The organism is Pseudoalteromonas sp. NS-SX12 (genome assembly GCF_057367955.1).
Map to the genome: position 1 here is coordinate 227,330 of NZ_CM170634.1, position 26,785 is coordinate 254,114.

Consider the following 26,785-nt stretch of genomic DNA (forward strand, 5'->3'; position numbering starts at 1 on the left):
GACAACTAAACATCAGGTGCACAAATTTAGCAATTAGCGATCCATAAATGCGAATTACTCGCAATATACGAATAAAGGGTTAAATTTAATTTACTGTTTTATATAACAATAAAATCAAATTGAATAACAACTGCAATTTAAATAGCACCATCTCTATTGAGTAAAGTACAAAAAGTGTTAAACGTAAAAAAGCACAACAGCATAGCTGTTGTGCTTTTAATGGCGATTAAATTTGAAATGGAATTAGGCTACATTGCGACAATCGATACGCAACGAATTTGGCCGTGCAATCAAATAGTCCATAGCAACCTCATCACAGTTATCTTTTCTGAGGCACAACTCACAATCTTTCATCACCTTTTCAGGTAATTGAGATTTATGGCTGTCAGCAAAACCTAACTTACTAAAAAAACCAGGCACACGAGTCAGCACAATAATGCGCCCTAGCGCCAACTTACCACCTTTTTCAATTAGGTGATTTACCAACGCTCGCCCCTGCCCTTTCACATTCGATTCAGGATTAACTCCTAACGAACGAATTTCTGCAAGACCGGTATCGTAAATATATAGCGAAGCACACCCAGTCACTTTGCCATTCACTTCTGTAACAGCAAATTCATTGATGCTGTGGATCATATCGCTTTTTGCACGCGGTAAGTTTTCGCCTTCACGCGCCCAATATTGGATAAGTTCAGCAATTGCTTCCACATCGTTTAGCGTGGCATCTCTTACCGTAAATTCAGCGTTTTTTTTTGCGTTGCTAATGGCAAATTGAACTTGCGTCGGAGATGTACCACCAAGCGCTAAACGCGCATCTAAACACGCTTGTAGTTCAAGCACTGGGTACACATCTTCTGCGATTACATCGCAAACGGCTTTAAATTGCGCTAGTGATAAATCTTCAAGGTTTTTACCCTCTGAAATTGCCACTTGTACCAGTTCACCAACAATGTGATGCCCTTCACGGAATGGAATACCTTTGGCAACTAAGTAATCTGCAAGCTCTGTCGCATTAGCATGACCGCCTTGTGCCGCAGCTTTAGTTTTATCCGCATTAACCTTAACACCTTTAATGCAAGCTTCAGCCATATGAATACAAGCAAGCCAAGTTGGCATTGCGTCAAAAAGTCCTTCTTTGTCCTCTTGCATATCTTTATTATACGCAAGCGGCAGTGCTTTTAAGGTCATCATCATGGCACTAAAAGCGCCAAATACACGGCCAGTTTTACCACGAATAAGTTCTAGCGCATCTGGGTTTTTCTTTTGCGGCATCAGACTTGAGCCAGACGTCACACTGTCTGCCAGTTCAATAAAGCCTGCTTCACCCGAATTGTAGAAGATCATATCTTCTGCAAGGCGTGATAAGTGCATCATTGAAATTGACGCACAGCTTAAAAGCTCTACCACAAAATCACGATCCGACACGGCATCAAGGCTATTACGGCTTGCTCTATCAAAACCTAAATTAGCAGCCAGTTGTTCACGGTCGATGGCATAGGCTGTACCGGCCAGCGCACCGGAACCTAGCGGACATACATTAATGCGGCTAAGCGCACTTTCTAAACGCGCTTCATCGCGCTCTAGCATTTCAAAATATGCCATACACCAATGACTAAACAACACAGGTTGCGCACGCTGTAGATGAGTATAACCAGGTAGCACGGTACCAAACTCTTTTTCCGCAAGGGTGACTAAGGCATTTTTTAATGACGCTATGGCCGCAAGTAATTGCTTCGCAGTTTTTCGGCTCCACAAGCGAAAATCAGTAGCTACTTGGTCATTTCGGCTACGACCTGTGTGCAGCTTTTTACCAAGATCGCCCACTTTTTCAATTAGCTTTGCCTCTACATACGAGTGAATATCCTCATCCCCAGCCGTTGCAATTGCATTTGGGTTTTGCTGAACTTCATGTAAAAGTTCGTTTAAACCTACTACTAATTTTTGATGTTCGTCCGCTGTTAACACATCAACTTGTTGTAACGCACCAGCCCAAGCCACAGAACCAATAATGTCTTCTTCTGCCATTTGATAATCAAATGGCAGTGAGTCATTAAATTGCTTAAATGCGTGATCTGGTCCCGAAGAAAAACGTCCGCCCCACAGTGCCATAACTCTATCCTCTCACTAATTCTCGGCAAGATTACTTGTTATTCATTGCAGAAATTCTACTGCTTAATGAAAATAGACGAATAAAGCCTTCTGCATGTGATTGGTCATACACATCATCCTCACCAAACGTTGCAAAGTCTTCACTATATAATGAGTTTTCAGATTGCTTTTGAACTGCAGTAACTTGACCTTTATAAAGCTTTAATACCACTTCGCCGGTTGCAAGAGTCGAAAACGCTTCTGCTGCAGCTAAAATTGAATCTTTTAGTGGCGTAAACCAACGACCGTCATAAACAAGGTGTGAGAACTCATTCGCTAAAGTGTCTTTCCATTTACGGCTGGTTTTATCAAGCACTAACTCATCAATCGCTTGAAGTGCCGCCATAATTACAGTGCCTCCAGGTGTTTCATAACAACCACGCGACTTCATACCTACCAAACGGTTTTCAACGATATCAACACGACCAATACCATGAGGTGCTGCAACTTCGTTTAGCGTAGTGAGTACTTGAAGCGGTGACATTTGCTCACCATTTACCGCAACTACTTCACCATTTTTGACACTTAACTGCACCAGTTGTGATTCATTTGGCGCTTGCTCTGGCGAATTTGTCCATGTCCATACTTGATCGCTCGGTTGACACCACGGATCTTCAAGCTCACCACCTTCGTGTGAGATGTGCCACGCGTTTGCATCACGACTGTAAATTTTAGTCGCCGACGCTGAACACGGAATATTACGCTCAGCAAGGTAATCAAGTAATGATTCACGGCTTGATAAATCCCATTCACGCCAAGGCGCAATTACTTTTAAATCGGGTGCAAGTGCTGCAAAACAACTTTCAAAACGCACTTGGTCATTCCCCTTACCGGTACAGCCGTGAGAAAGTGCATCAGCACCTACTTTACGCGCAACTTCAACTTGTGCTTTAGCAATAATAGGACGCGCCATTGACGTACCTAATAAGTAAGTACCTTCGTAAATCGCGCCAGTTTTAAGTGTTGGGTAAATATAATCAGCAACTAACTCGTCTTTTAAATCAACGATATGACACTCAGATGCGCCCGATGCAATTGCTTTTGCTTCTACGCCTTCTAACTCTTCAGCGCCTTGGCCGACATCGGCAACAAATGCCACTACTTCACAGTTATAGTTTTCTTTTAACCATGGCACGATAGCCGATGTATCAAGACCACCTGAGTATGCTAGTACAACTTTTTTAATAGAACTCATGTTACCGATTCCTTACACAAAATTTGGGTTTAATAAACTTACAAGCAGAGCATTTTGCGCATGCATACGATTTTCAGCTTGTTGTATTATGAATGATTTTTCACCGTCCATTACCTCAGAGGTAATCTCAAATTCACGGTGCGCTGGTTGACAATGAAGCACACTTGATGCGCCTGTCATATCAAGCAGTTTTTGATTAATTTGGTACGGCATGTACTTTTCTTTTACCAGCTCTAATGGTGTGTTATCGCCCATTGATACCCAAGTATCGGCATAGAGTGCGTTCGACCCAACTGCAGCTTCTACGCGGTCACTTACCGAGACCGATGCACCATTTTGTGCTGCGATTGCTTCAGCTTGTTTTACAATTTGTGCATCAGGTGATGCGCCTTTAGGGCATACCGCAACAAAGTCAGTACCTAAACTTGCCGCTAATAGCATTAGTGAGTGCGTAACATTGTTACCTTCACCTAAATAAGCCAATTTTAGTTGGCTTACGTCGCCGTAAATTTCAGTCAGTGTCAAAAAGTCAGCGAGTGCTTGGCATGGGTGATATAAATCACACAAACTATTTACAACCGGCACAGACGAAAATTCGCTAAGCGTAGTTAATGTACTATGCGCCATTACACGCGCCACAATGCCATCCGCCCACGTCGAAATATTCAAGGCAAAATCTTTTACCGATTCACGTTGCCCCATAGCACCGTTTTGCTGGTCAAGATAAACCGCATGACCACCGAGTTTGTTAATGCCGATATCAAACGACAGGCGAGTACGTAAACTTGGTTTTTCAAATAACGTAACAACCGATTTCCCTTTAAGAGCATCGGCAAAATCCATTGGATTATTTTTAATTTGTAATGCTAAGCTAAGTAATTTTAAGTTGGCTTCTTTGTTGAGCTCTAAGCCCGTAATAAATTGTTGAGTCATTGTTTTTCCTATGGCGTAATCTTGGTTCCCACATGCTCACCATTGAGCAATGCGATTAAGTTATCTGGCTTTTGCCAGCTCGAGATATACACGCCACGTCGTAAATGTTGAGCAGCTTGCAAGCTGGTATTTACTTTTACCTGCATGCCGCCTTTAATGACTCCCTCTTCGATTAATGTGCTGATATCAGCACTTGATAACTGATGTAATGGATTAAGCTTGTGATCTAATACTGCTTCTACATCTGTCATAAAAATAAGTTCCGCATCAAGCAATTGAGCGATACTAGCTGCTGCTTCATCGGCGTTTACGTTGTACCAATTGCCTTCTAAGTCAAAACCAATTGAGCTCACGATCGGAAAACATCCCGCATTTAGCAGCGATTTAAGAATACTGGCATCGTTTTCAATGCAGGTACCGACTTGGCCAAGCGCTTTTAGCTTTTGTTCACTAACAAGACCTGCTTCATAAAGGCTTAAACCAACAGGTTTAAAACCATTACTAATTGCCGCGCCCATTAATTGCTTATTTGCGCAGCCCGCAAGCGCACCAACAATGTAAGGCATTTGTTCACGCGGACTAATACGCAGGCCAAGGTGCTTTGACGTAACAAAGCCCGCATCGCTTAACCAGCTATCTACTAATGAGCCACCGCCATGAACTAGAATAAATTTGTCTTCTGGCTTTTGATGAAGCACATCAATTAACGCTTTTGCAGCGTCAATATTATTTAATACCGCGCCACCTAGCTTAATTACCCAATTAGCCATGATTCACTCCTTGAAAGCCACTATGAGCAGGCAGTCCTAAAGTTAAATTAATACATTGTAGTGCTTGGCCTGACGCGCCTTTAAGTAAATTATCAATCGCAGAAATAACAATAAGTTGTTCACCCTGTAACTGCCAACCAATATCAACAAACGGCGTGTTCTCAACACCTTTAATTGATGGAATAACATCGCCAAGTAAGCGAATTAAAGGTTCATCTGCAAGCACTTGATATGACTCAGCTATTTGCTTTGCAGTCGTGCCTGGTTTTACTGTGACATAGATCGTTTCAAGAATACCGCGCTTAAAATTACCTAAATGCGGTGTGAACAACACCTTGTGGTCAAGGTATTTTTCAATTTCAGGGCCATGTCTATGATTAAATAAACCGTAAGGTTTTAGGCTCACTTCGCAAAAATGCGTTGCCACATTGGCTTTACGCCCAGCGCCAGTAACACCAGAAACCGCATTGATAATCACAGTATCATCAGTAAGTAAGCCAGCTTGTTTTAATGGTTTGAGGGCATTTAGCGCAGCGGTTGGGTAACAACCAGGTACTGCTACTAACTGTGCATTTTTGATTTGATCTTTTTGCCATTCAACAAGACCATAAACAGCTTGTTCTAATAGCTCAGGGCTAGTGTGTTTAAAGCCATAATAGGTTTCATAGTCATCATTTGATGAGAGGCGAAAGCCTCCAGATAAATCAAATACTTTTTTGCCCATTGCTAAAAACTGAGGTGCAAGTTCGACACTGACTGAATGTTCAGTGCATAGGCAAATGGCATCAGCATGTTGTTCGATTACTGAAAACGCCTCACTATTTAACGGCGCTAATTCACCTGCAACAATGCCATTTAGTTCGGGGTAAAGACTAGCAAGCGATTTACCTTTATCTAGGCTATTTTCAGACACATACATACCCACTAACTTTAGCGAGTTATGTAGAGAGATTAATTTGGCAAGCTCAGCACCTGAGTAACCGCTTGCACCAACGATAACGATATTCATATTTTTTCCAAAAAACTATTAAGGGTATAAAGACAAGTTTTCAAAAAGTGTTATCGTCGTAAAATTGAGTTCTGCATGCTGTTAGTCTCGGTACTAATTATTTCAAAATAATGAATTGAAATGCAGAATAAACCAATGTAAATTTATATTCAACTTTTTTGAATAATTATTTATAAGGTATTTTGAGGTATTCATGTCGCAATTACAATTTCTTGATATGTACGGTGCACTTATTGCCGCACCGTCGATTAGCGCAACAGTGCCATCACTCGACATGAGTAACCGCGAAGTCATCAATTTATTGGCAACTTGGTGTGAATCTCTAGGCTTTGCAGTCGAAATTACCGAACTTGATAATAATCCAGGAAAATACAATTTAGCGGCAAAGCTAGGTACAGGTGAAGGCGGTTTAATGCTGGCAGGACATACAGACACAGTGCCATTTGACGATAGTCGTTGGCAGTTCGACCCGTTCAAATTAAGCGAACAAGACAATAAGTTTTATGGCTTAGGCAGTATCGATATGAAAGGCTTTTTTGCTTTTGTTTTAAATGCATTACAAGAAATAGATAACGATACTGGACTCGCTAATCTAAAACAGCCTATTACAATTTTAGCGACCGCAGATGAAGAAACCACAATGGCTGGCGCAATTGAAATCGCCAAACAGAATAAGTTAAAGCCAGCTCGTTGTATTATAGGTGAACCTACCGACATGGTGCCTGTTTATACTCATAAAGGACATATGTCGACGGCAATTCGTGTAACAGGTAAAGCAGGTCATAGCTCTGATCCTGATGCGGGTTTAAACGCGATAGAAGTCATGCAGCTTGTGATTAGTCAGCTATTAAAACTAAAAGAAGATATAAAGAATAAATATTCATTATCAGATTTTAAAATACCCTACCCAACTTTAAACCTTGGACACATTCATGGTGGTGACAATGCCAACCGCATTTGTGGATGTTGTGAGCTACATATTGATATGCGCCCAATTCCCGGCATTAGTATTCCAGAACTTCAAGCAATGCTGTTGCAGGCGGTAGCACCGATAAATGACCAATATCCAAACGCGGTGGCGGTACATGATTTGCACGAACCTATTCCCGCGTTTTCAGGCAGCACCGATAGCAGTTTAGTAAAACTTGCTGAAAAACTGTCTGGTGAAAAAGCACAAGCAGTAAACTATTGCACCGAAGCGCCTTTTTTACAACAACTCGGTTGTGAAACAATCGTAATGGGCCCAGGCTCAATACAACAAGCCCACCAACCCGATGAATTTTTAGCGATGGAAAAAATAAAACCAAGCCAAGAGATGATTAAGCAGCTTATTGTCGCATCCTGTTTCTAAAGCCCCTCGCCTTGCTCATGCAGCTTAATAAAGGCGTTAAAGATCAGCTCATCAATATCACAAAATGGTGAGCTGTCGATGACACCCGTTACCAACTCAATAGGGCTATCATGGTGCACGTCAAAATCAACGTCGTTCATTTGCGTAATCAAACTATCAAGTAGCTCTTGCGTATTATGTTTGTCCGCATTACTTACTAGCGCAACAAACCCATTTTCATCGTAATGCGCAATTATATCAGTCGCTCGAAATGTGGTTTTATAAAGTTCAGCTGTCGTATTTAAAATAGTTATATACTTCTGGCGATCATGACGATAACTAAGCAGCCCTTTCATAAACAAATACACTACCGAAACTTTAAGATTTAACTTTTGGCACACCTTTAAACTAATCGGCGCTAATAACTTAAAACCGGCTTTGTTTGATAACCCTGTTACAGGATCTGTGGTATTTGGTAATTTATTTACTAATTCAAGTTCAACAAGCACCGCAAGCTCTTTTAACAAGGTAATATCGTCGGTATTAAAACTACGCGGTTTGCTATCAATAATGCACAAGGTACCCAGACGACATCCATTTTCATGTTCAAGAGGGATCCCCGCATAAAAACGAATATTTGGCTCGCCCTGTACGAGCGGGTTATCTGCAAAACGCTCATCCGCTAAAGTATCTGTTACAACCAATGCTTGCTCACTTAAAATCGCATGACCGCAAAAGGAAATATCACGCGCTGTTTCACTTGCCGTTAAACCAACACAAGACTTAAACCACTGTCGCTCTTTATCAACTAATGATACCAATGCAATAGGCACGTTAAACATTTTAGCGGCAATTTGCGTAACTCTATCAAGCCTTTGCTCTGGAGGGGTATCGAGCACATTTAAGTTTTGCAGGGTTTTAATTCTTGTATTTTCATTGGCTGGTAAATCGGGGGTTAGCATAGTGAACTCTCACATTACATTACACACAGTATAGGCAACATTGAGTTAAATGCGGTGTTCGTGAACAGCTAATTGAAACATTTACTTTTAGCACGCTCGTGCTATTATCACATCAATAATAGCACGAGCGTACTTTTATGAGTAAAGGTCAAGAAACAAAACAGCAGATCCTCGCAACGGCGTTAAAAATTGCTACCCAGTCAAGCTTAGACAACCTCACTATTGGCGGCCTTGCAGTTGCTACGGGTATGTCCAAATCGGGCTTGTTTTCGCATTTTAAATCAAAAGAAACGCTGCAATTGAATGTACTAACATTCGCCAATGAACTTTTTCAAAGCACGGTTATTCAGCCAATCAACCGCGAGCTTGATCCTCTTGGGCAATTACTTAGCTTGTGTGAGAACTGGCTAGATTGGTATGAAAACCAAGCAAAGACCTGCATTTTTATCTCCGCGGCAGTGGAATTTGATGACCAACCAGGCGCTATACACGACCAAGTTAAGCAAGATCTTGCAAATTGGCTTGGCTATCTAACTCACAAGGTTAAGCAAGTAATAAGTGCCGGGCAATTCAAACAAGACGTAAGCGCAGAGCAATTTGTGTTTGAACTCTACGCACTTTATTTGGGCAGCCAAAGCATGTCGTGGCTAGGTGTTGAAGACGCTGAGCATAGCCGTTTTAAAACAGCCCTAAACCAATTAATTGAGCGCCACCGCGCAGAGGAATCTGTATGAGCAGTAAAATCTATTTTTCATCATCGGCAAAAAGAAAGCCGCTTGCCTACTATTTGATTAAAGCGGCATCGACTACCGCGCTTAAAATTGCTCCAAAGTTTGCCTTTAATCAAACAAGAAAATTACTGTTAACACCGGTAAAAAATCGCAAAAGAACAACTTTGTCAGCCCAGTTTACGCAACAAAAACTGTCAACAGAGCACGGTGACTTACACCTTACCTCAATCGGTGAAGGTCCAGTTGTTGTTTTTACCCATGGCTGGTCTGGTAGCAGCCGTCAATTTTTACCACTTATGGAGAAAGTAGCGGCAAGTGGTTTTAAAGCGATGGCATTTGATCATTACGGTCATGGTGAAAGCGATGGTAAGTTTGCTAATTTACCGCTTTTTATCAAAGGGCTAAAATCGGTAATGGCAAGCATTGATCAACCAAAAGCAATTGTCAGTCATTCTATGGGAACAATTGCAGCACTTAATGTGAGTAAAGATGTACCACACTTTTTAATTGCGCCTACCTTTGGCTTTTACGATTCTTTTGAAGAACGTATTTTAAATACGGGCATTCACCAACACTTATTTAGTGGCGTGCTAAAAAGTGTTGAAGATGAACACGATATGCGTTTTGGTGAGATTTTGCCTGAATTACACGTTGCAGATCACGCCCACCCAATTCATATTATTCACGACCAAAAAGACCGATTTGCTAAGTTTGAACTAACCAACCAGCAAGCAAGTCAGCACAGCCATATCAACTTAAAAGCTGTTAATAAGCTTGGTCACGGTCGCATTATAAATTCTGAAGAAACTTGGCAGTTTATGAAGCAAAGTTTATTCGCTTAGCGCAATGAGTGTACCTTCTATAGAACGTACATACGCCAAGTTTTTACCTTCCATTTCATGCGGTGCAGAAAGTGGTTCTGCGCCTGCATCTACCGCTTTTGCAAATGCTAAATTAATGTCATCAACCTTTAAGACTAACTCAAAACCAAGTGCCGGTTGTTTTGGCTGCGCGCGAATATAACTCTGCTTAAAGTGAGATTGCGCTAAGGGGTGTGCCGCGAAGGCAATACACGCACCTTGGAAGTCCAGCTCGCCGTATTGCCCGTCTTCATCGAGCTGAGCCGTGCTGACGGCAAATGCTTGGAAGTAGAAATCTAACGTTTCTTCAACATTATCAACGTAGATAACTGTTTTTAAGTAATCCATTTATGACATGATGGTTAATTATTCTTATTGTCTAATTATTAGCACATAACTGCTGGTAATTGCAGCTATTTCCATCATCACATACGAAAAAAGCACCTATTCGGTGCTTTTTTCAACAAATCTAAAATTAAGGCTTTTTGCTATACATTTTAGAAATACGTTTGCGCTGTCGCTGCTGCGACAAGGTCATCTTATTAGTGCGACCTGCATACGGGTTATCGCCTTCTCTAAATTCAATCTTGATTGGCGTACCCATAACCTTAAGCGCTTTACGATAATAGTTCATCATATAACGCTTGTACGAATCAGGTAAGTCTTTAACTTGGTTACCGTGAATAACGATAATTGGCGGGTTGTATCCCCCTGCGTGCGCGTATTTTAACTTAACACGACGACCACGTACTAACGGTGGCTGGTGATCAGCTTGTGCCATATCCATAATACGGCGTAACATTGCAGTACTGATACGTTTTGTTGCCGATTCATAGGCTTCATCTACTGACTCAAATAAATGACCAACACCAGTACCGTGCAGTGCCGAGATAAAGTGAATACGCGCAAAATCAATAAAACCTAAACGACGATCAAGCTCTGATTTAATGCGATCTTTTACATCCGTATCCAAGCCATCCCACTTGTTTACCGCAATCACTAATGAACGACCCGCGTTAAGCGTATAGCCTAATAAGCTTAAGTCTTGATCACTAATACCCTCACGTGCATCAATTACCAGTAATACAACGTTTGCATCTTCAATCGCTTTCAGTGTTTTAATTACTGAGAACTTTTCTACAACGTCAGATACTTTTTTACGTTTACGCACACCTGCGGTATCAATCAGTACGTACTCTTTTTCATTGCGTGTCATTGGAATATACACAGAGTCACGAGTGGTACCTGGCATATCGTAAACAATAACGCGCTCTTCACCTAAAATACGGTTTGTAAGAGTCGATTTACCCACGTTTGGACGACCAATGATCGCAAGCTTAACCGGTTTGTCTGGGCGCTCACCATCAACTTCTTCACCTTCGTTTTCATCATCGTAAAGTGAATCAACTAGGTCATCTTCAAACTCTTCCGGATTTGCTTCACGATACGCCTCAGCATATTCTGCAATTACTGGCTGTAGTGCCGTATCAAGTAACGATGTAATACCGCGACCATGAGCTGCAGCAATTTGATATACTTCGCCAAGTGCTAATTGGTAAAACTCAGCACAGTTTGAATCCGCATCAATACCATCAATCTTGTTGGCAACAACAAACACTTTCTTTTGCTGTTTACGTAAGTGATCTGCAATGCCAATATCAGATGCGGTTAAGCCCGCTCTAGCATCAACTAAAAACATTACAATATCGGCTTCTTCAATCGCTAACAGCGATTGCTCAGCCATTTCAGATTCAATGCCCTGCTCAGACCCGTCGATACCGCCAGTATCCACTAAAATGAACTCGTAATCTTCATAACTCGCCTGACCATATTTACGATCGCGTGTCAGACCTGGAAAGTCTGCCACAAGTGCATCACGCGTTCGCGTCAAGCGATTAAACAATGTTGATTTCCCAACATTAGGACGGCCCACAAGGGCAATCACAGGAAGCATATTCAACCTCTTAAATAAACAACAAAAGGCTTCGTCCAGAGCAAGCCGTAACGAAGCCTTTAATTTACCAAGTCACACTTGGCAATAAATATTAATTCGCTAGTGGTAAGTTAACTAAACTCACTTCACCATCACGTGTGATAACAATTAGTTTATCACCCGCTGTAATTGGCTCGACGTAGAAACCTGAACTATCGAATTCACTGCGCGATACAAGATCGCCGGTTTCTTTATCTAACCAGTGTAGGTTACCTTCTTGGTCACCCGTTACTAGATAGTTGCCAAATACTGTTGGACCCGTCAAAAACCAACCATTTAAAGCTGGTTGACTCCAACGTTCAATACCTGAGCTTGCATCTAAAGCATAGATAGAACCTTGGCTATCTACCAAATAGATATTGCGACCATCAACGGTAAAATCGCGGTAGCCACTGTATTCACGCTTCCAAAGCACATTACCTGAACGAATATCAACAGCCACTAAGTTGCCGTTATACGCCAGTGAATAAACTGTTGAGCCCTGTACAACTGGCTGCGTATCTACATCCGCCAAACGTTCAAACTCTGATGCACCTTGTGGAATTGCAACGTCAGCTTGCCACGCTAAAAAGCCGTTTTCTGCGATAACTACTGACAGCTTACCGTTCTCTTCACCAAAGATAACGCCGCCGTTTGCTGATTGCGGAGAGCTAATGCCACGTAACGTAAGTGCTGGCACTTCATGCTCATACACCCAACGCTGTTCACCTTCATCTGGATGTAGTGCAACTAACTTACCTGAACCTAAATTCACATAAATTAAGCCATCGCCTGCAGCAGGTGCTGAAAGTGCTTCGCCTGGCACTTGTTTGCGCCAAGCAAGTTCACCGGTTTCACGATCAAGTGCAATCACTTCACCGCGTTCTGTACCAACAAAAATTTTGCCGTACGCTTCGCTTAAGCCACCCGATAGCTTAGCGCTATCGTCATCTTCCCATGGCCAAAACGCAGGGTTTTTACGCACATCGCTGCGCCAAAGTTCTTTGCCGCTGTTAATATCAATTGCTTTGATTTCACCACGACGTGACGCAACAAATACTGTGTCTTTGTAAACCACTGGCGAAAGACGCGAAAAGTAATGTTCAACACCAGAACTGACACTAGTTTGCCATACGCTATCAGCTTCAAACTGATTAACGATTTCAGGCAGTGTTAACTCGTCTTCTTCATCATCACTTGATGAACAGCCAGTTAAGCCAAGTGTTAACAGCAACAAAGTTGCTAAGGTAATTTTTTTCATAAATCACCTACAGCGTCTGAGCAACAGCTAGATTATCCAATTTAACTTGAAGAAGCTGATTTTGCGTTTCACCTGCCGCATCAAGTGCTGCTTGGTATGCTAAACGTGCATTGTCTTTATCGTCTTTAGCAAGATAGATGTCACCTTTAAGCTCTTCTACTTGTGCTTTGAACGCTTCTGGCAACGTTGTGTTTAGTTTTGCAAGTGCCGCGTCAAAGTTTCCTTCAGCAAGTTCAATACGTGCAATACGTGTTGTAGCAATAGCTTTCAACTCAGCTTTTGGTGCATTTGTTACAATCCACTCTAGCTTTTCTTTTGCTGCACTGTAGTCTTTTGCATCAACTGCTTCACGTGCGCTTACAAACGCCGCTAATACAGAATAGCTAGAATCTTTATACTCAGTTAAAAATGCGTCTGACTTTGCAAGTACGTCAGAGTTCTCTTGACCTGCCGTCGAGATTAATTGCGTGTAGGCATCCGACGCTGCTTCAGCGCTATCAATTTGTGATTGGTTATATGCTTTCCAGCCATATAAACCACCTAAACCTAGCACTACACCGGCAATCAGAGATGTGCCATTTTCACGGAAAAATCGTTTTATTGCTTCTGCTTGTTGTTCTTCTGTTGAATAAACTTCCATTCTAACCTCTTATACCAAGCCTGTTAGCAACTCGGCTGCTTGATCTAAATTTAGTGTTTGTTGTTCTTGATGCTCGCGTAAGTGTTTTACAGTCACTTGGTTATTTTCAAGTTCACTGTCACCGATAATCAGTGCGTATACAGCATCGCTTTTATCTGCGCGTTTTAATTGTTTCTTAAAGTTACCGCCACCGGCATGCACGGTAATGCGTATTCCAGGTACTTTTTCACGTAACTTCTCGGCAATAACAGGGGCTTGAATGCTTGCTGCATCACCCATTGCCGCAATATAAACATCACTGGTGCGACGAATTTCGCCAACACAGTTAAGCTCTTGCAACATCAGCACTAAACGTTCCATGCCCATTGCAAAACCCACTGCAGGTGTCGCTTTACCGCCTAGTTGTTCAACTAAGCCATCGTAACGACCGCCAGCGCACACTGTACCCTGTGCACCTAAACTTTCAGTAACCCATTCAAATACAGTGCGGTTGTAGTAATCTAAACCACGTACCAGTTTTTCATTAACCTGATATTCGATGCCTGCAGCATCTAAACGTTCACATAAATTTGCAAAATGCTGTTGTGACTCTGGGTCTAAGTGTTCAGATAGCTTTGGTGCATCAACTAAAACTGCTTGCACGTCTGGGTTTTTACTGTCGAGTACACGTAATGGATTTGAGTGCATACGGCGCTTTGAATCTTCGTCTAATGCATCAATATTTTGCTCAAGGTAAGCAACAAGTGCATCACGATATTGCGCGCGTGCTTCATTTGAGCCAAGTGAGTTAAGCTCTAATCGAACGTAGTCACTAATACCAAATGCTTTCCATAAACGTGCCGTCAAAATAATTACTTCAGCATCGATGTCTGCAGTTTCAAAGCCAAAAACTTCTAAGCCAAACTGGTGAAACTGACGGTAGCGACCTTTTTGAGGTCTTTCGTGGCGGAACATTGGGCCCATATACCAAAGGCGCTGTTCTTGATTATACAGTAAACCATTTTGGTTACCCGCACGCACACATACCGCTGTACCTTCAGGGCGTAATGTTAGGCTGTCACCATTGCGATCTTCAAAGGTGTACATTTCCTTTTCAACGATATCGGTAACTTCGCCAATTGAGCGTTTAAACAAATCAGTTGATTCAACAATTGGAAAACGAATTTCCTGATAACCATACGATGCAACTGTTTCGCGTAAAATGCTTTCAACTTTTTGCCATACCTGAGTATCACCCGGTACACAATCATTCATGCCGCGAACTGCTTGGATTTGTTTTGCCACGCTGCTTTTACCCTATTGCTAATTAAATGCATGGGGCGAATATCGCCCCAGAAAAAAGAAGATTGTCAATTATACTCAACGAGACTACTTACTCAACTAACTTAACGTCTATTTGTTGTTCAGTGTCTTTTTTTGCGATGTAATCGCGAATTTGCGTTTCTAGTTGGTCAACAATTTGAGTATTATCAATACGCGTTTTTTGACGCTCACCATTGATATACAAACCAGAGCGCTTATTAGCGCCCGCTAAACCTAAATCGCTCACCAGAGCTTCGCCCGGACCATTTACCACACAGCCAATAACCGAAACAGTCACGGGTTCAATAACGTCTTCTAAACGCTCTTCGAGCTGATTCATCGTGCTTACTACATCAAATTCTTGACGTGAACAGCTTGGGCAGGCAATAAAATTAATACCGCGAGAGCGAATACGCAAAGATTTTAAGATATCAAAACCTACTTTGATTTCTTGCACTGGGTCGGCTGCAAGTGAGACACGTAACGTATCACCAATACCCTCGGCTAGTAACATGCCTAGTCCAACCGCAGATTTAACTGAGCCCGCTCTAAAACCACCGGCCTCGGTAATCCCTAAATGCAGCGGCTGTTCAATTTCTTTCGCAAGCAATCGATACGCACCCACCGCCAAAAATACATCTGACGCTTTTACCGATACTTTAAAGTTATCGAAATTAAGACGCTTTAAAATATTGACATGACGCATCGCTGATTCAAGCAATGCTTCAGGTGTTGGCTCACCGTATTTTTCTTGGATATCGCGCTCTAACGACCCACCATTCACGCCAATGCGAATAGGAATGTTCTTTTCGCGTGCAGCATCAACAACCGCTTGAATACGCTCTTCACTGCCGATATTACCTGGGTTAATACGCAAGCAATCAGCACCATATTCAGCAACTTTTAGCGCGATACGGTAATCGAAGTGAATATCCGCTACCAGCGGAATATCAACTTGCTGTTTAATTTCTTTAAATGCTTCAGCCGCGTCCATTGTTGGCACAGAAACACGTACAATATCCGCACCTGCGGCTTGAATTGCATTGATTTGCGCAACCGTAGCCGCGACATCGGTAGTTTCGGTATTGGTCATTGACTGCACGGCAATCGGTGCGCCATCGCCAATTGGCACATTACCTACATAAATGCGTTTTGATTTGCGGCGTTTTATCGGAGATTCTGAAAACATACTTATTACTCACTCAACGGCAGGCTAAATTTGGCGAGTCGATTAGTAGGGAAATGTGACATATCAACTAACTCACCATTAAACTCAACATCAACAATATAGTGCTTGCCCAGCACCACATTAAATGGCGCTTTGCCATCTAATGTCATGACATAGCCTTTTTTCTTAACACCAAATGCGACACGCTCGCCATGGGCATCAAAAATCTCGACCCAGCTATCATCTTTAAACGTCATGACAATAGTACTGACGTTTTTCTTAGTATTTCTTTTCTTTTCAGCCACCGCCGGTTTAGTTACTTCTGGCTGCTCAACTGACGTGGTTTCAGGTTCTTGACTGCTTGTTTGCTGAGGTTCGTCATTGCTTAACTGAGACACTTCAGCAAGGTTTATTTGGTTTGCAGCTTGACGCTCAGTTACAACCGGTACAGTACTGTTTTCTTGACTTGGCGTTTCAACCACGGTTTTGCTTGTTTCAGGTTCCGTTGGTGCAGGTTCACGATTTTGCCACCAGATAAACAATGATGAACCAAGAATAAGTGCAATAATTGCGTAACTAAAAAGCATTAATCGGTTATCTTTTGCTTCGCGTTCCGTACGTCTTGAAAAGCTCTGCATTCGCTTTTCGGTTTCTTCCCTTTGGTGCCTAAACTGCGACATTAACTGCGCTTCGTTTAGGTTAAATTCGCGACAGTAACTGCGAATATGGCCTTTTACAAACGTGACAGGCCCTAACTGGCTGTAATCGTCACATTCAATGGCTGAAATTTGTTTTGCTGTTAATTTTAACTTATGTGCCATTTCATCAACTGAAACAGCGTGTTGCTCGCGAGCAGTTGCTAACTGCTCACCTAAACCTGTTGTTGGTTCTTGAGCTAATACTTCTTCGGTCATAGTGCGTATGTTGTAGGGTTTACTAACAAGATCTTTTTACCAGGACTTAATGTTGCCGACTCTTGGATCTCGTTCCACTCAGCAAGCGACTTCATGCGTAAATTGTACTTCACAGAAATACTAAATAGGGTGTCGCCATCTTTAACTAGGTGGTAAATATTCGGATTATTAAGATAAATTTTTGTGCCAGCAAAAACCGGATCGTTCTCTGTTAAGCCATTCCATTCAAGTAGCTTCGCTAATTTAACATTGTATTTAACCGATACCGAGAACAGGTTTTCACCGCCTTTCATAATATGATACGGCGTTTCAACCAGCTTAAGTGGAATACGTTGTGTAACCGGCGCTTGCTGCTGTGCTTTGGCTTGCGCTACAACCACTTCATTTTTTGCAACTTGTGTAGTTGGCTTAGCAACTTCCACTTTTACTTGTGGTTCAATCTCGGCTTTGCTTGGTGTTACTTCCGCTTGCTCTGGTTGTGCTTTACGTTTAACCACTTTTACTTTTGGCTTAGCAACAACCGCTTTACCATCTGGGTTAAGCTCTTTTTTAAGCTTGCTTAACTCATTTTTACGGTATTTTTCACGTAGACGCTCAAATTCACTGTCAGATGTTTTCTTAAGTTTGATCTGTTGCGCTTCAATTGAATTACTGTAGGTTTGCTGTAGCGTTAATGCCAATGTGTTGGCTTTTTCGATATGCCCCATACGGTTTTCAATTAAGTATGACAACATTAACGAGCGTGAAGAGATACGGCCTGATTTTTCATAACGATTCATAAATGTTTGCGCGCGATGTAAATCGCTTTTGGCATAATAAATCGCAGACAAGTTAACCAGTGACGAGCCGCGTGATGGGCTGTGTTTTACTGAAGCTTCAAGATATTCTTCCGCCTCATCAAACTCGTTATTTTCAATCGCACATAACGCTAGGTTTTCATAACTTTGCGAAACGCGCAGATAGCTTGGAATTTCGATTGCACGCAAAATGTATTCTGACGCTTCATCGTACTCACCTAAACCACATAAAAATACACCATAGTTATTTAGTGTATTTGGATCGTCTGGGGCAATGTCAATCGCGCGTAAATATGATTCTTTAGCAAGTTCATTTTCACCCACTTGCTGATAATAATACGCAGTAGTGTAATGAACTTCAGGTAATTTAGGCGCAAATTTAGCGGCGCGCTCTAAGTTATATTTTGCTTGTGTGCTATCGCCAGAAGCTAAGTATTTTAATGCTAATGAAATGCGTGTTCTTGCCGCTTCATCGTTATCAATTCGATTTTCGACAACTGGCTTATCACTACCAACATAAACACTTTCGGTTACACATCCTGTTGTTGCTAATAGCGCAACACCTACTAATATTGAACGACGCATAGTTATACTCATTTTCTGACAATTATCTCAATTCTACCCGAATTAGCCTCGGGATCATCTTATTTTTTCTAGATCCTTTACGGGTTTACCGTATTGACACTAATTTTGTTATCGTCGAGTTGCTTTTTCTTCATTACACGCTTAGTACGATCCACAACATCACCCACTAACTGACCACATGCTGCATCGATATCATCACCACGTGTACGACGTACAATACAAGTTAAACCAGCGGCTTGTAACACTTTAGAGAAACGGTCAATACGACTGTTACTTGAACGGCCGTATTCATTGCCCGGGAACGGGTTGAATGGAATCAAGTTAATTTTTGATGGCGTGCCTTTTAACACTTTAACTAGCTCGTGTGCATGATCAGTGCTGTCATTCACACCTTGCAGCATAACGTACTCAATAGTGATGTCTTTGTTTGCTTTAGAGCCGTCAATGTAGCGACGACACGCAGCTAAGAACTCTTCAATTGGGTACTTCTTGTTGATTGGTACAAGCACGTCACGCAATTCGTTATTCGGCGCGTGAAGTGAAATAGCTAATGCAACGTCGATTTTTTCTTTTAAGATATCCAGTGCAGGAACAACGCCTGAGGTACTTAAAGTAACGCGACGTTTTGATAAACCAAATGCCCAATCATCCATCATCAGTTCCATCGCTGGAACAACATTATTGAGATTAAGTAATGGCTCACCCATGCCCATCATTACCACGTTGGTAACTGGTCGCTTAGTTGAATCACCGTGTAAACCGATATCTTTTGCGACACGCCAAACTTGGCCAATGATTTCAGATACTTTTAGGTTACGGTTAAAGCCCTGTTGCGCTGTTGAACAGAAAGTACACTCAAGTGCACAACCAACCTGTGATGAAACACATAATGTTGCACGGTCTTTTTCAGGGATCCACACTGTTTCAACTTCTTGACCACCTTCAAGCACTAATGCGTACTTAATTGTGCCATCTGAAGCCACTTGCTTAACTGAAATTTCAGGCGCTTTAATTTCGCATTCTGCGTGTAGTTTGGCTTTTAGCTTTTTGTTGATATTCGACATTTCATCAAAGTTATCAATGCCGAAATGGTACATCCATTTCATTACCTGATCGCCACGGAACGGCTTTTCACCCCATGAAACAAATAACTCTCGCATTCCTTCACGGGTTAAATCTAATAAATTAATTTTCTTTTCCGCAGCACTCATAACTCAGACCCTAGTACGTAATACAACTTTATATTAGCTGATATATCAACTTTGCTTTACTTTTACATTTGCGCAACCGGCGTATTAAGCCAAGTACCGTAAATTTAAAGCAAAGTTGACACTGTGACTAAAACAGACTGTTTTAGTTCAAAATGACAAGAAAAGGGCTAAAGAGCCCTTTTCTACTGCATTAACCTAAGCTAATGCATGTTTGTCTACGTCGTTAAAATTAACGAGTACGTGGACAGATTTCTTCGTCAGAGAAGAAGTATGCGATTTCGCGAGCAGCTGATTCTACAGCGTCTGAACCATGTACTGCGTTCTCGTCGATGCTGTCTGCGTAGTCAGCACGTAAAGTACCAGCTAGTGCTTCAGCAGGGTTAGTAGCACCCATGATTTCACGGTTTTTAAGTACTGCGTTCTCACCTTCAAGAACAGTAACCATTACTGGACCAGATGTCATGAACTCAACTAAAGCACCGAAGAAAGGACGCTCGCTGTGCTCAGCGTAGAAACCTTCAGCTTTTTCTTTTGAAAGGTGAACCATTTTAGCTGCAACGATTTTAAGACCAGCAGTTTCGAAACGGTTGTAGATAGCACCGATGTGGTTTTTAGCAACTGCATCAGGTTTTACGATAGAAAAAGTACGCTCTAAAGCCATCTTTTATGCTCCATAAATAATTAATGATTTTAACGGCCGCGAATTATACGCATATTTGTGTGAAAATCCTATTAAAACCGAAAATAATCTGATTACTTTTCCAACAAAGTAAGAAAAATATACAAACATAATCACCTCAACGCTAATTCAATACAGCGAAACAAAACACCTTGGCTAATTTGATCTATATCAAAATTCTCTATTTGTCTGTGCGTTAGAATTGCCCGCTTTTTTAATCATGCAACTGGCCAGCACCCAGTTCGATGTATGAGGACACGTCAATGAACACACCTTTTGTACCTGAATTACTGTCGCCTGCAGGTAGCTTAAAGAACATGCGTTATGCCTTTGCCTATGGCTCTGATGCGGTATATGCCGGTCAACCTCGCTATAGTTTACGCGTGCGTAATAATGAATTTGACCTTGATAACTTAGCGCTCGGGATCAATGAAGCGCACGATTTAGGTAAAAAGCTTTATGTGGTATCAAATATTGCGCCGCATAATGCCAAAGTTAATACCTATTTGCGTGATATTGAACCAGTTATTGAAATGGGCCCCGATGCATTAATCATGTCAGATCCTGGGTTAATTATGCTGGTACGCGAAAAATGGCCAGATATGCCAATTCACCTTTCTGTTCAAGCTAATGCTGTAAACTTTGCAACGGTAAAATTTTGGGCCCAACAAGGGGTTGAGCGCGTTATTTTATCGCGTGAGTTATCACTTGAAGAAATTGGCCAAATTCGTGAGTTATGCCCTGAAACCGAGTTAGAAGTATTTGTTCACGGTGCACTATGCATGGCGTACTCAGGTCGTTGTTTGCTGTCTGGTTATATTAATAAGCGTGACCCAAACCAAGGTACCTGCACCAATGCATGTCGCTGGGAATACGATGTAAAGCCGGGTAAAGAAACTGAAACCGGTGATGTTGTGCATAAAATTGATCCGAGCTCAGTGATCCCAACGTTAGGTGAAGGTGCCCCAACCAGTGAAGTGTTTATGTTGGAAGAGCAAGGCCGCCCTGGCGAATACATGCCTGCGTTTGAAGATGAACATGGCACTTACATTATGAACTCGAAAGATTTACGTGCAGTGCAATACGTAGATCAGCTAACCAAAATGGGGGTTCACAGCTTAAAAATTGAAGGTCGTACTAAGTCGTTTTATTACGTTGCGCGTACCGCACAAGTTTACCGTAAAGCCATTGACGACGCTGTTGCCGGTAAACCATTTGATCCTAACTTGATGCGCACCTTAGAAAACCTTGCGCACCGTGGTTACACCGAGGGCTTTTTAAAGCGCCATGTGCACCAAGAATACCAAAACTATGAATATGGGCACTCAGTGTCAGACAAGCAGCAATTTGTTGGTGAAGTTTTAGGTCGTCACAACAACGGTTTGGTTGGAATTGATGTTAAGAACAAGTTCTGTACCGGCCATTCAATGGAACTTATGACGCCACAAGGCAATATTCAGTTTACCTTAGATCATATGGAAAATAAGAAAGGTGAACGCATTGATGATGCTAAAGGTTCAGGCCATATTGTAAAAATTCCATTACCGGAAGATATTGAACTTGATAAAGCGATTCTATTAAGAAATTTAGATTCAGACCAAGATACGCGTAACCCTTTTAAAAAGGCCTAGTATCATGGCATTGATGATAAATTCGAAGTGTATCAATTGTGATATGTGCGACCCTGAATGTCCTAATCAGGCAATTTACATGGGTGATAAAATTTATCAAATTGATCCTGAAAAATGCACCGAGTGTGTTGGACATTACGACCAACCGACTTGTGTCAGCGTTTGTCCGATTGACTGTATTAAAAAAGACCCACAGCATGTTGAGTCTCTAGATGAGTTAGCCGAGAAGTTTATTCGCCTAACATCAAACTAATAACGGCAATTACAGATATTTTAGAAAGAAAAAACCGAGCATATTTGCTCGGTTTTTTATTATTTTTAATGTGCTAATTAGATTCAACTGGCTCTAACTGCAGCTTACTGGCAATTAATACCGCTTGCGTGCGGTTGTAAACACCTAGTTTTCTAAATATTGCTGTGATATGTGCTTTCACGGTAGCTTCTGAAATATTCAGTTCGTACGCAATTTGCTTGTTTAACAAACCTTCGTGTAAATAGCTTAGCACTTTGTATTGTTGCGGTGTGAGTGATGCAATTTGCTGCGCAAGCTCTGCGTCTTGCTCAATCACTTCTTCAACTTTATCAGCCATTGATTCTGGCAACCAGGTTTCACCATCTAGAATTTCTTCGATTGCAGCGGCAATTTGTGCTGAAGATGACGATTTTGGAATAAAACCAAGGGCACCATAACTCATTACTTTTGAAACGATTTGAATGTCTTCGGTGCCAGAAACAACGGCAATAGGTAAATCGGGGTAATCTTCACGAATACGAATTAGACCATATAAATCGCCGCTACCGGGCATGTGTAGGTCTAGTAATAATAAATCGAGCTCTTGTTGTTGTTCTAGTACTTGCAGCGTTGTATCAAAGCTCTCAGATTCAAATATCTCTAAATCATCGAAACTGCCATTTAAAGCCCCTTTAAGTGCTTCGCGAAACAAAGGGTGATCATCCGCTATCAAAAACTTGCTCATATATGACTCCTAATAAAAAGGCTGTTATCCCTGATAACAGCCTTAATGTTACTGTGAGTTTAATTGATTCACAAACCTTTTAGCGGTTTAGGCGGTTTTCAATTAGCTCCTCTACAACACTTGGATCGGCAAGTGTTGATGTATCACCTAGCTGTTGGTATTCATTTGCAGCGATCTTACGTAAAATACGGCGCATAATCTTACCTGAGCGTGTTTTTGGTAAACCAGGTGACCATTGGATCATATCTGGTGTTGCTATTGGACTAAGCTCTTTACGAACCCAATTGCGTACTTCTTTGGTTAATTCGTCGCTTACCGCTACGCCATCATTCGGCGTAATGTAAACGTAAATACCTTGGCCTTTAATATCGTGTGGGAAACCAACAACCGCCGCTTCAGCAACCGCTTCGTGCGCTACTAACGCGCTTTCAATCTCAGCTGTACCTAAACGGTGACCTGAAACATTCAGTACATCATCTACGCGGCCTGTGATCCAGTAATAATCATCTTCATCACGACGACAACCATCACCGGTAAAGTAAACGCCTGGGTACGCTGAGAAATAAGTTTGTTCAAAGCGCTCATGGTCACCGTAAACAGTACGTGCTTGTGACGGCCAGCTATCAAGAATAACTAGATTACCTTCTGTTGCACCTTGTAACGTTTCACCCTCGGCATCAAACAGTGCAGGCAAAATACCAAAGAATGGACGTGATGCTGAGCCTGGTTTTAAATCTGTTGCGCCTGGTAGTGGTGTAATCATCATCCCGCCAGTTTCAGTTTGCCACCATGTATCAACGATTGGACAGCTGCTGTTACCGATATTTTCATAATACCAAGCCCATGCTTCTGGGTTAATTGGCTCACCTACTGAACCTAAAATGCGCAGTGATTCACGTGTAGAAGAAGCTGTTGGCTCATCGCCTTTCGCCATTAACGCGCGAATAGCCGTTGGTGCAGTATATAGAATGGTAACGTTATGCTTATCAACCACTTCACCCATACGACCTGATGATGGATAGGTTGGTACACCTTCAAATACAACCTGAGTACAACCATTCGCCAGTGGCCCATAGGCAATGTAACTGTGACCGGTGATCCAGCCCACATCTGCGCTACACCAGAAAACGTCATCTTCTTGTAAATCGAAAACATATTGATGGGTAAGCGAAGTATAAACTAAGTAACCTGCCGTGCTATGCACAACGCCTTTAGGCTGACCTGTTGAACCTGAGGTATAAAGAATAAATAACGGATCTTCGGCATCCATTACTTCTGGTTCGCAGTTTGTTGCTTGATCAGCAACTAAATCATGCCACCAAACGTCTACATCATTCCATGCAACATCGCCACCTGTAAGCTGGTGCACAACAACGTGTTCAACACTTGTAACGCCAGCTTGCGTTAATGCTTCATCAACGTTTGCTTTTAATGGAACGGCATTACCACCGCGACGACCTTGGTCAGATGTGATAACTACTTTCGCACCAGAATCTTGAATACGGTCTGCAATTGCTGAAGGAGAAAAACCACCAAACACAACTGAATGCACTGCACCAATACGAGCACACGCTTGCATTGCATAAATTGCTTGTGGCGTCATAGGCATATAAATCGCAACGCGGTCGCCCTTTTGCACGCCTAGCTTACGTAAACCATTTGCTAGCTTACACACTTCATCATGAAGTTGCTGATAAGTAATGTTTTCTGAATGCTCAGGGTTGTCACCTTCCCAGATAAGCGCAACTTTATCGGCTTTATCTTTTAAGTGACGGTCAATACAGTTATAAGACACATTCAGTTGACCATCTTCATACCAACGGATATCAACATGGCCTTTATCAAATGAGGTGTTTTTAACTTTGGTATACGGCTTAATCCAGTCTAGTCGCTTACCTTGCTCACCCCAAAATGCTTCTGGGTCGTCAATCGACCATTGATATAGTTCGTTATATTTTGCTTCGTCAATTAACGCTGCTTCTTTAACAGACGCTGGTACTGGGTAAATTTCTTGTGACATGAGTGCCCCTTTCTTAACTTTGTTGCTAGTCGCCTAAATGCAACCTAGACCAATACCCTCAAGCATTACTCAGCTAGGTGGTATAAAGAATTAGACCTTAGTAGCATCTTAATTTAAATATAGAGAGTACTTAATCAAGATCATCTTTTTAACAACTTAAATTATTACTGCTATCTCAATTACTTTTATTATTCATAATATTAAATTTTTATTTTGCGATTTACCGCTATCTACGACTATATTTTTTAACGAATTATTCACAAATACAACTAGTTCCATAGGTTTTAATGGAATAAACACACTGCTTAAGCCCGTTTAGCTATACCTTAGTCGTATAGACCAATGGGTAATTGAGCAAAATCTGAACATAGCCAACAGTGAAGATGTTAACTTAATCGGGATACAGTTATGAAAAACAATAAACTAACAACAACAGCGCTCAGCGTTTTAGCAGTATTGTTCGGTACTTCAGCCCAAGCGGGTGTATTAGAGTCTACAGATGTAAAATATGGTGGTTATGTAAAGCTTGATGCAATGTGGAGTGATTGGTCTGCTGGTACGGTAGGTGGCACGAGCATTGGTCGTGATTTTTATGTACCAAGTACCACTCCGGTGGGTGGTGACGCAGATACAGATCCTGTATTTGATATGCATGCACGTCAATCACGTTTTAACTTGGCAACATCAACTAAATTAGACAACGGCGAATCAATTAATACCAAAATTGAGCTCGATTTTATTGCATCGCCAGGTGGTAATGAGCGTGTATCAAATTCTTATGCGCCGCGTATTCGTCAAGCATTTGTAACGTACAATGGCTTCTTGTTTGGTCAAGCGTGGTCAAACTTCCAAAATGTTAGCGCATTACCAGAAACACTTGATTTCGTCGGCCCTGCTGAAGGTACTGTGTTCGTGCGTCAAGCAATGATTAAGTACACTTCAGGTGGTTTTTCTGTATCGGCAGAAAACCCTGAAAGCACGATTACCACAGCAGGTGGTGTGCGCAACGAAACCGACGACTCTAGCCTACCAGATATCACAGCTCGTTATACCTTTAAAGGCGATTGGGGTCACTTCACTGTTGCGGGTCTTGCAAGACAACTTACTTATAAAGCAGGTGGTGCAGACGCATCAACATCATCATTTGGTGTGAGCGCATCAGGTCGCGTTAACTTTGGTAAGAATAATTTAAAATACATGGTCACAGCAGGTAGTGGTTTAGGGCGTTACGTTGGTTTAAACGTCGCACATGGCGCAGTGCTTGATGGTAATGATTTAGATGCAATTGACTCAGTTTCGGGCTTTGTTGGTTATCAACACCACTGGAATGAAAAGTTACGTTCAACTTTCCTCGCGTCATATTTTAGTGCTGATAATAACCAAAACTTGTTAAATATCACTGGAGACCCAACAAAAACATCAATGAGTTACAGTGCAAACTTGCTTTATTCTCCTGAGAAAAAACTTACTTTTGGTGTTGAATACAAAGTAGGCGAGCGCGAAACCGAAAGTGGTGTTGATGGCGATATCAACCGCTTACAACTTTCAGCAAAGTATGCTTTCTAAAGGCTACTTGCGAACTTTATAACTTAGATTGCTTCCTAAGTTGTTGTCAGTAATAAGCGACCAATTGGTCGCTTATTTTTTTGCTAATTAACAGTCATTTTCTGCTTGGGGAAACGACACAGTA

General features: G+C 41.8%; 24 protein-coding genes. 6 read left to right on the forward strand and 18 right to left on the reverse strand.

The window, feature by feature from the left end; translation table 11 throughout:
* Positions 1-243: 243 nt before the first annotated feature.
* The 5 genes from argH to argC are packed head-to-tail and all read right to left on the reverse strand — an operon-like array spanning position 244 to position 6,055.
* Positions 244-2,109 carry an argininosuccinate lyase gene (gene argH / locus AC2IOM_RS01125; RefSeq protein WP_486358865.1) on the reverse strand — a complete coding sequence of 622 codons (1,866 nt, stop codon included), beginning with the start codon at positions 2,107-2,109 and terminating at the stop codon, positions 244-246.
* Between the two features lie 31 nt (positions 2,110-2,140).
* A complete protein-coding gene (locus AC2IOM_RS01130; protein WP_105170849.1) occupies positions 2,141-3,343 on the reverse strand; it encodes an argininosuccinate synthase in 1,203 nt (400 codons plus the stop codon).
* 12 nt (positions 3,344-3,355) lie between these two features.
* Positions 3,356-4,276, reverse strand: a complete 921-nt coding sequence (locus AC2IOM_RS01135) for an ornithine carbamoyltransferase (protein ID WP_138630053.1) — start codon at positions 4,274-4,276, stop codon at positions 3,356-3,358.
* Positions 4,277-4,284: 8 nt separating this feature from the next.
* The gene (gene argB / locus AC2IOM_RS01140) at positions 4,285-5,046 is read right to left on the reverse strand and encodes an acetylglutamate kinase (protein ID WP_486358866.1); all 762 of its coding nucleotides are present in this window, start codon (positions 5,044-5,046) and stop codon (positions 4,285-4,287) included.
* Positions 5,039-6,055 (reverse strand): N-acetyl-gamma-glutamyl-phosphate reductase, encoded by a 1,017-nt coding sequence (gene argC, locus AC2IOM_RS01145; protein WP_486358867.1) that lies wholly within the window; start codon positions 6,053-6,055, stop codon positions 5,039-5,041. The genes argB and argC overlap by 8 nt, the downstream gene beginning before the upstream one ends.
* 193 nt (positions 6,056-6,248) lie before the next feature.
* Here argC and argE point away from each other — a divergent pair, with 193 nt between their 5' ends.
* On the forward strand, positions 6,249-7,406 hold the full coding sequence (argE, locus tag AC2IOM_RS01150) for an acetylornithine deacetylase (protein ID WP_486358868.1): 1,158 nt from the start codon (positions 6,249-6,251) through the stop codon (positions 7,404-7,406).
* Here the strand turns inward: argE and AC2IOM_RS01155 are convergent.
* Complete coding sequence (locus tag AC2IOM_RS01155; RefSeq protein ID WP_486358869.1) at positions 7,403-8,347, reverse strand: GAF domain-containing protein; 945 nt, start codon at positions 8,345-8,347, stop codon at positions 7,403-7,405. The two genes, argE and AC2IOM_RS01155, sit on opposite strands and share 4 nt — an antisense overlap.
* Before the next feature lie 137 nt (positions 8,348-8,484).
* Here AC2IOM_RS01155 and AC2IOM_RS01160 point away from each other — a divergent pair, with 137 nt between their 5' ends.
* The gene (locus AC2IOM_RS01160) at positions 8,485-9,081 is read left to right on the forward strand and encodes a TetR/AcrR family transcriptional regulator (RefSeq protein ID WP_486358870.1); all 597 of its coding nucleotides are present in this window, start codon (positions 8,485-8,487) and stop codon (positions 9,079-9,081) included.
* Positions 9,078-9,920: an alpha/beta fold hydrolase gene (locus tag AC2IOM_RS01165; protein ID WP_486358871.1), complete on the forward strand. Its 843-nt coding sequence runs from the start codon at positions 9,078-9,080 to the stop codon at positions 9,918-9,920. The genes AC2IOM_RS01160 and AC2IOM_RS01165 overlap by 4 nt, the downstream gene beginning before the upstream one ends.
* Here the strand turns inward: AC2IOM_RS01165 and AC2IOM_RS01170 are convergent.
* The 10 genes from AC2IOM_RS01170 to ndk form a co-directional block, all read right to left on the reverse strand.
* A complete protein-coding gene (locus AC2IOM_RS01170) occupies positions 9,909-10,286 on the reverse strand; it encodes a VOC family protein (RefSeq protein ID WP_010560874.1) in 378 nt (125 codons plus the stop codon). The two genes, AC2IOM_RS01165 and AC2IOM_RS01170, sit on opposite strands and share 12 nt — an antisense overlap.
* 127 nt (positions 10,287-10,413) lie before the next feature.
* Complete coding sequence (gene der, locus AC2IOM_RS01175) at positions 10,414-11,892, reverse strand: ribosome biogenesis GTPase Der (RefSeq protein WP_100912819.1); 1,479 nt, start codon at positions 11,890-11,892, stop codon at positions 10,414-10,416.
* A 91-nt stretch (positions 11,893-11,983) separates the two neighbouring features.
* A complete protein-coding gene (bamB, locus tag AC2IOM_RS01180) occupies positions 11,984-13,171 on the reverse strand; it encodes an outer membrane protein assembly factor BamB (protein ID WP_486358872.1) in 1,188 nt (395 codons plus the stop codon).
* Between the two features lie 7 nt (positions 13,172-13,178).
* Positions 13,179-13,811 carry a YfgM family protein gene (locus AC2IOM_RS01185; RefSeq protein ID WP_100912817.1) on the reverse strand — a complete coding sequence of 211 codons (633 nt, stop codon included), beginning with the start codon at positions 13,809-13,811 and terminating at the stop codon, positions 13,179-13,181.
* A 9-nt stretch (positions 13,812-13,820) separates the two neighbouring features.
* Positions 13,821-15,095 (reverse strand): histidine--tRNA ligase, encoded by a 1,275-nt coding sequence (gene hisS / locus AC2IOM_RS01190; protein ID WP_010560878.1) that lies wholly within the window; start codon positions 15,093-15,095, stop codon positions 13,821-13,823.
* A gap of 88 nt (positions 15,096-15,183) precedes the next feature.
* A complete protein-coding gene (gene ispG / locus AC2IOM_RS01195; RefSeq protein ID WP_010560879.1) occupies positions 15,184-16,302 on the reverse strand; it encodes a flavodoxin-dependent (E)-4-hydroxy-3-methylbut-2-enyl-diphosphate synthase in 1,119 nt (372 codons plus the stop codon).
* 5 nt (positions 16,303-16,307) lie between these two features.
* Positions 16,308-17,195: a RodZ domain-containing protein gene (locus AC2IOM_RS01200; protein ID WP_486358873.1), complete on the reverse strand. Its 888-nt coding sequence runs from the start codon at positions 17,193-17,195 to the stop codon at positions 16,308-16,310.
* On the reverse strand, positions 17,192-18,577 hold the full coding sequence (pilW, locus tag AC2IOM_RS01205) for a type IV pilus biogenesis/stability protein PilW (protein WP_486358874.1): 1,386 nt from the start codon (positions 18,575-18,577) through the stop codon (positions 17,192-17,194). The genes AC2IOM_RS01200 and pilW overlap by 4 nt, the downstream gene beginning before the upstream one ends.
* Before the next feature lie 77 nt (positions 18,578-18,654).
* Positions 18,655-19,788, reverse strand: a complete 1,134-nt coding sequence (gene rlmN / locus AC2IOM_RS01210) for a dual-specificity RNA methyltransferase RlmN (RefSeq protein WP_010560882.1) — start codon at positions 19,786-19,788, stop codon at positions 18,655-18,657.
* Positions 19,789-20,017: 229 nt separating this feature from the next.
* The gene (gene ndk, locus AC2IOM_RS01215; protein ID WP_010560883.1) at positions 20,018-20,449 is read right to left on the reverse strand and encodes a nucleoside-diphosphate kinase; all 432 of its coding nucleotides are present in this window, start codon (positions 20,447-20,449) and stop codon (positions 20,018-20,020) included.
* A gap of 281 nt (positions 20,450-20,730) precedes the next feature.
* On the opposite strand from ndk, the gene trhP reads away from it, so the two are divergent.
* Positions 20,731-22,098: a prephenate-dependent tRNA uridine(34) hydroxylase TrhP gene (gene trhP, locus AC2IOM_RS01220; RefSeq protein WP_486358875.1), complete on the forward strand. Its 1,368-nt coding sequence runs from the start codon at positions 20,731-20,733 to the stop codon at positions 22,096-22,098.
* Between the two features lie 4 nt (positions 22,099-22,102).
* Positions 22,103-22,351, forward strand: a complete 249-nt coding sequence (locus AC2IOM_RS01225; protein WP_054979682.1) for a YfhL family 4Fe-4S dicluster ferredoxin — start codon at positions 22,103-22,105, stop codon at positions 22,349-22,351.
* A 73-nt stretch (positions 22,352-22,424) separates the two neighbouring features.
* Here the strand turns inward: AC2IOM_RS01225 and AC2IOM_RS01230 are convergent, their stop codons facing one another.
* Complete coding sequence (locus AC2IOM_RS01230; RefSeq protein WP_100912813.1) at positions 22,425-23,075, reverse strand: response regulator transcription factor; 651 nt, start codon at positions 23,073-23,075, stop codon at positions 22,425-22,427.
* A 79-nt stretch (positions 23,076-23,154) separates the two neighbouring features.
* The gene (gene acs, locus AC2IOM_RS01235; protein WP_105170859.1) at positions 23,155-25,095 is read right to left on the reverse strand and encodes an acetate--CoA ligase; all 1,941 of its coding nucleotides are present in this window, start codon (positions 25,093-25,095) and stop codon (positions 23,155-23,157) included.
* A 408-nt stretch (positions 25,096-25,503) separates the two neighbouring features.
* On the opposite strand from acs, the gene AC2IOM_RS01240 reads away from it, so the two are divergent.
* The gene (locus AC2IOM_RS01240; RefSeq protein WP_010560888.1) at positions 25,504-26,661 is read left to right on the forward strand and encodes a DcaP family trimeric outer membrane transporter; all 1,158 of its coding nucleotides are present in this window, start codon (positions 25,504-25,506) and stop codon (positions 26,659-26,661) included.
* The last annotated feature ends 124 nt before the right edge of the window (positions 26,662-26,785 follow it).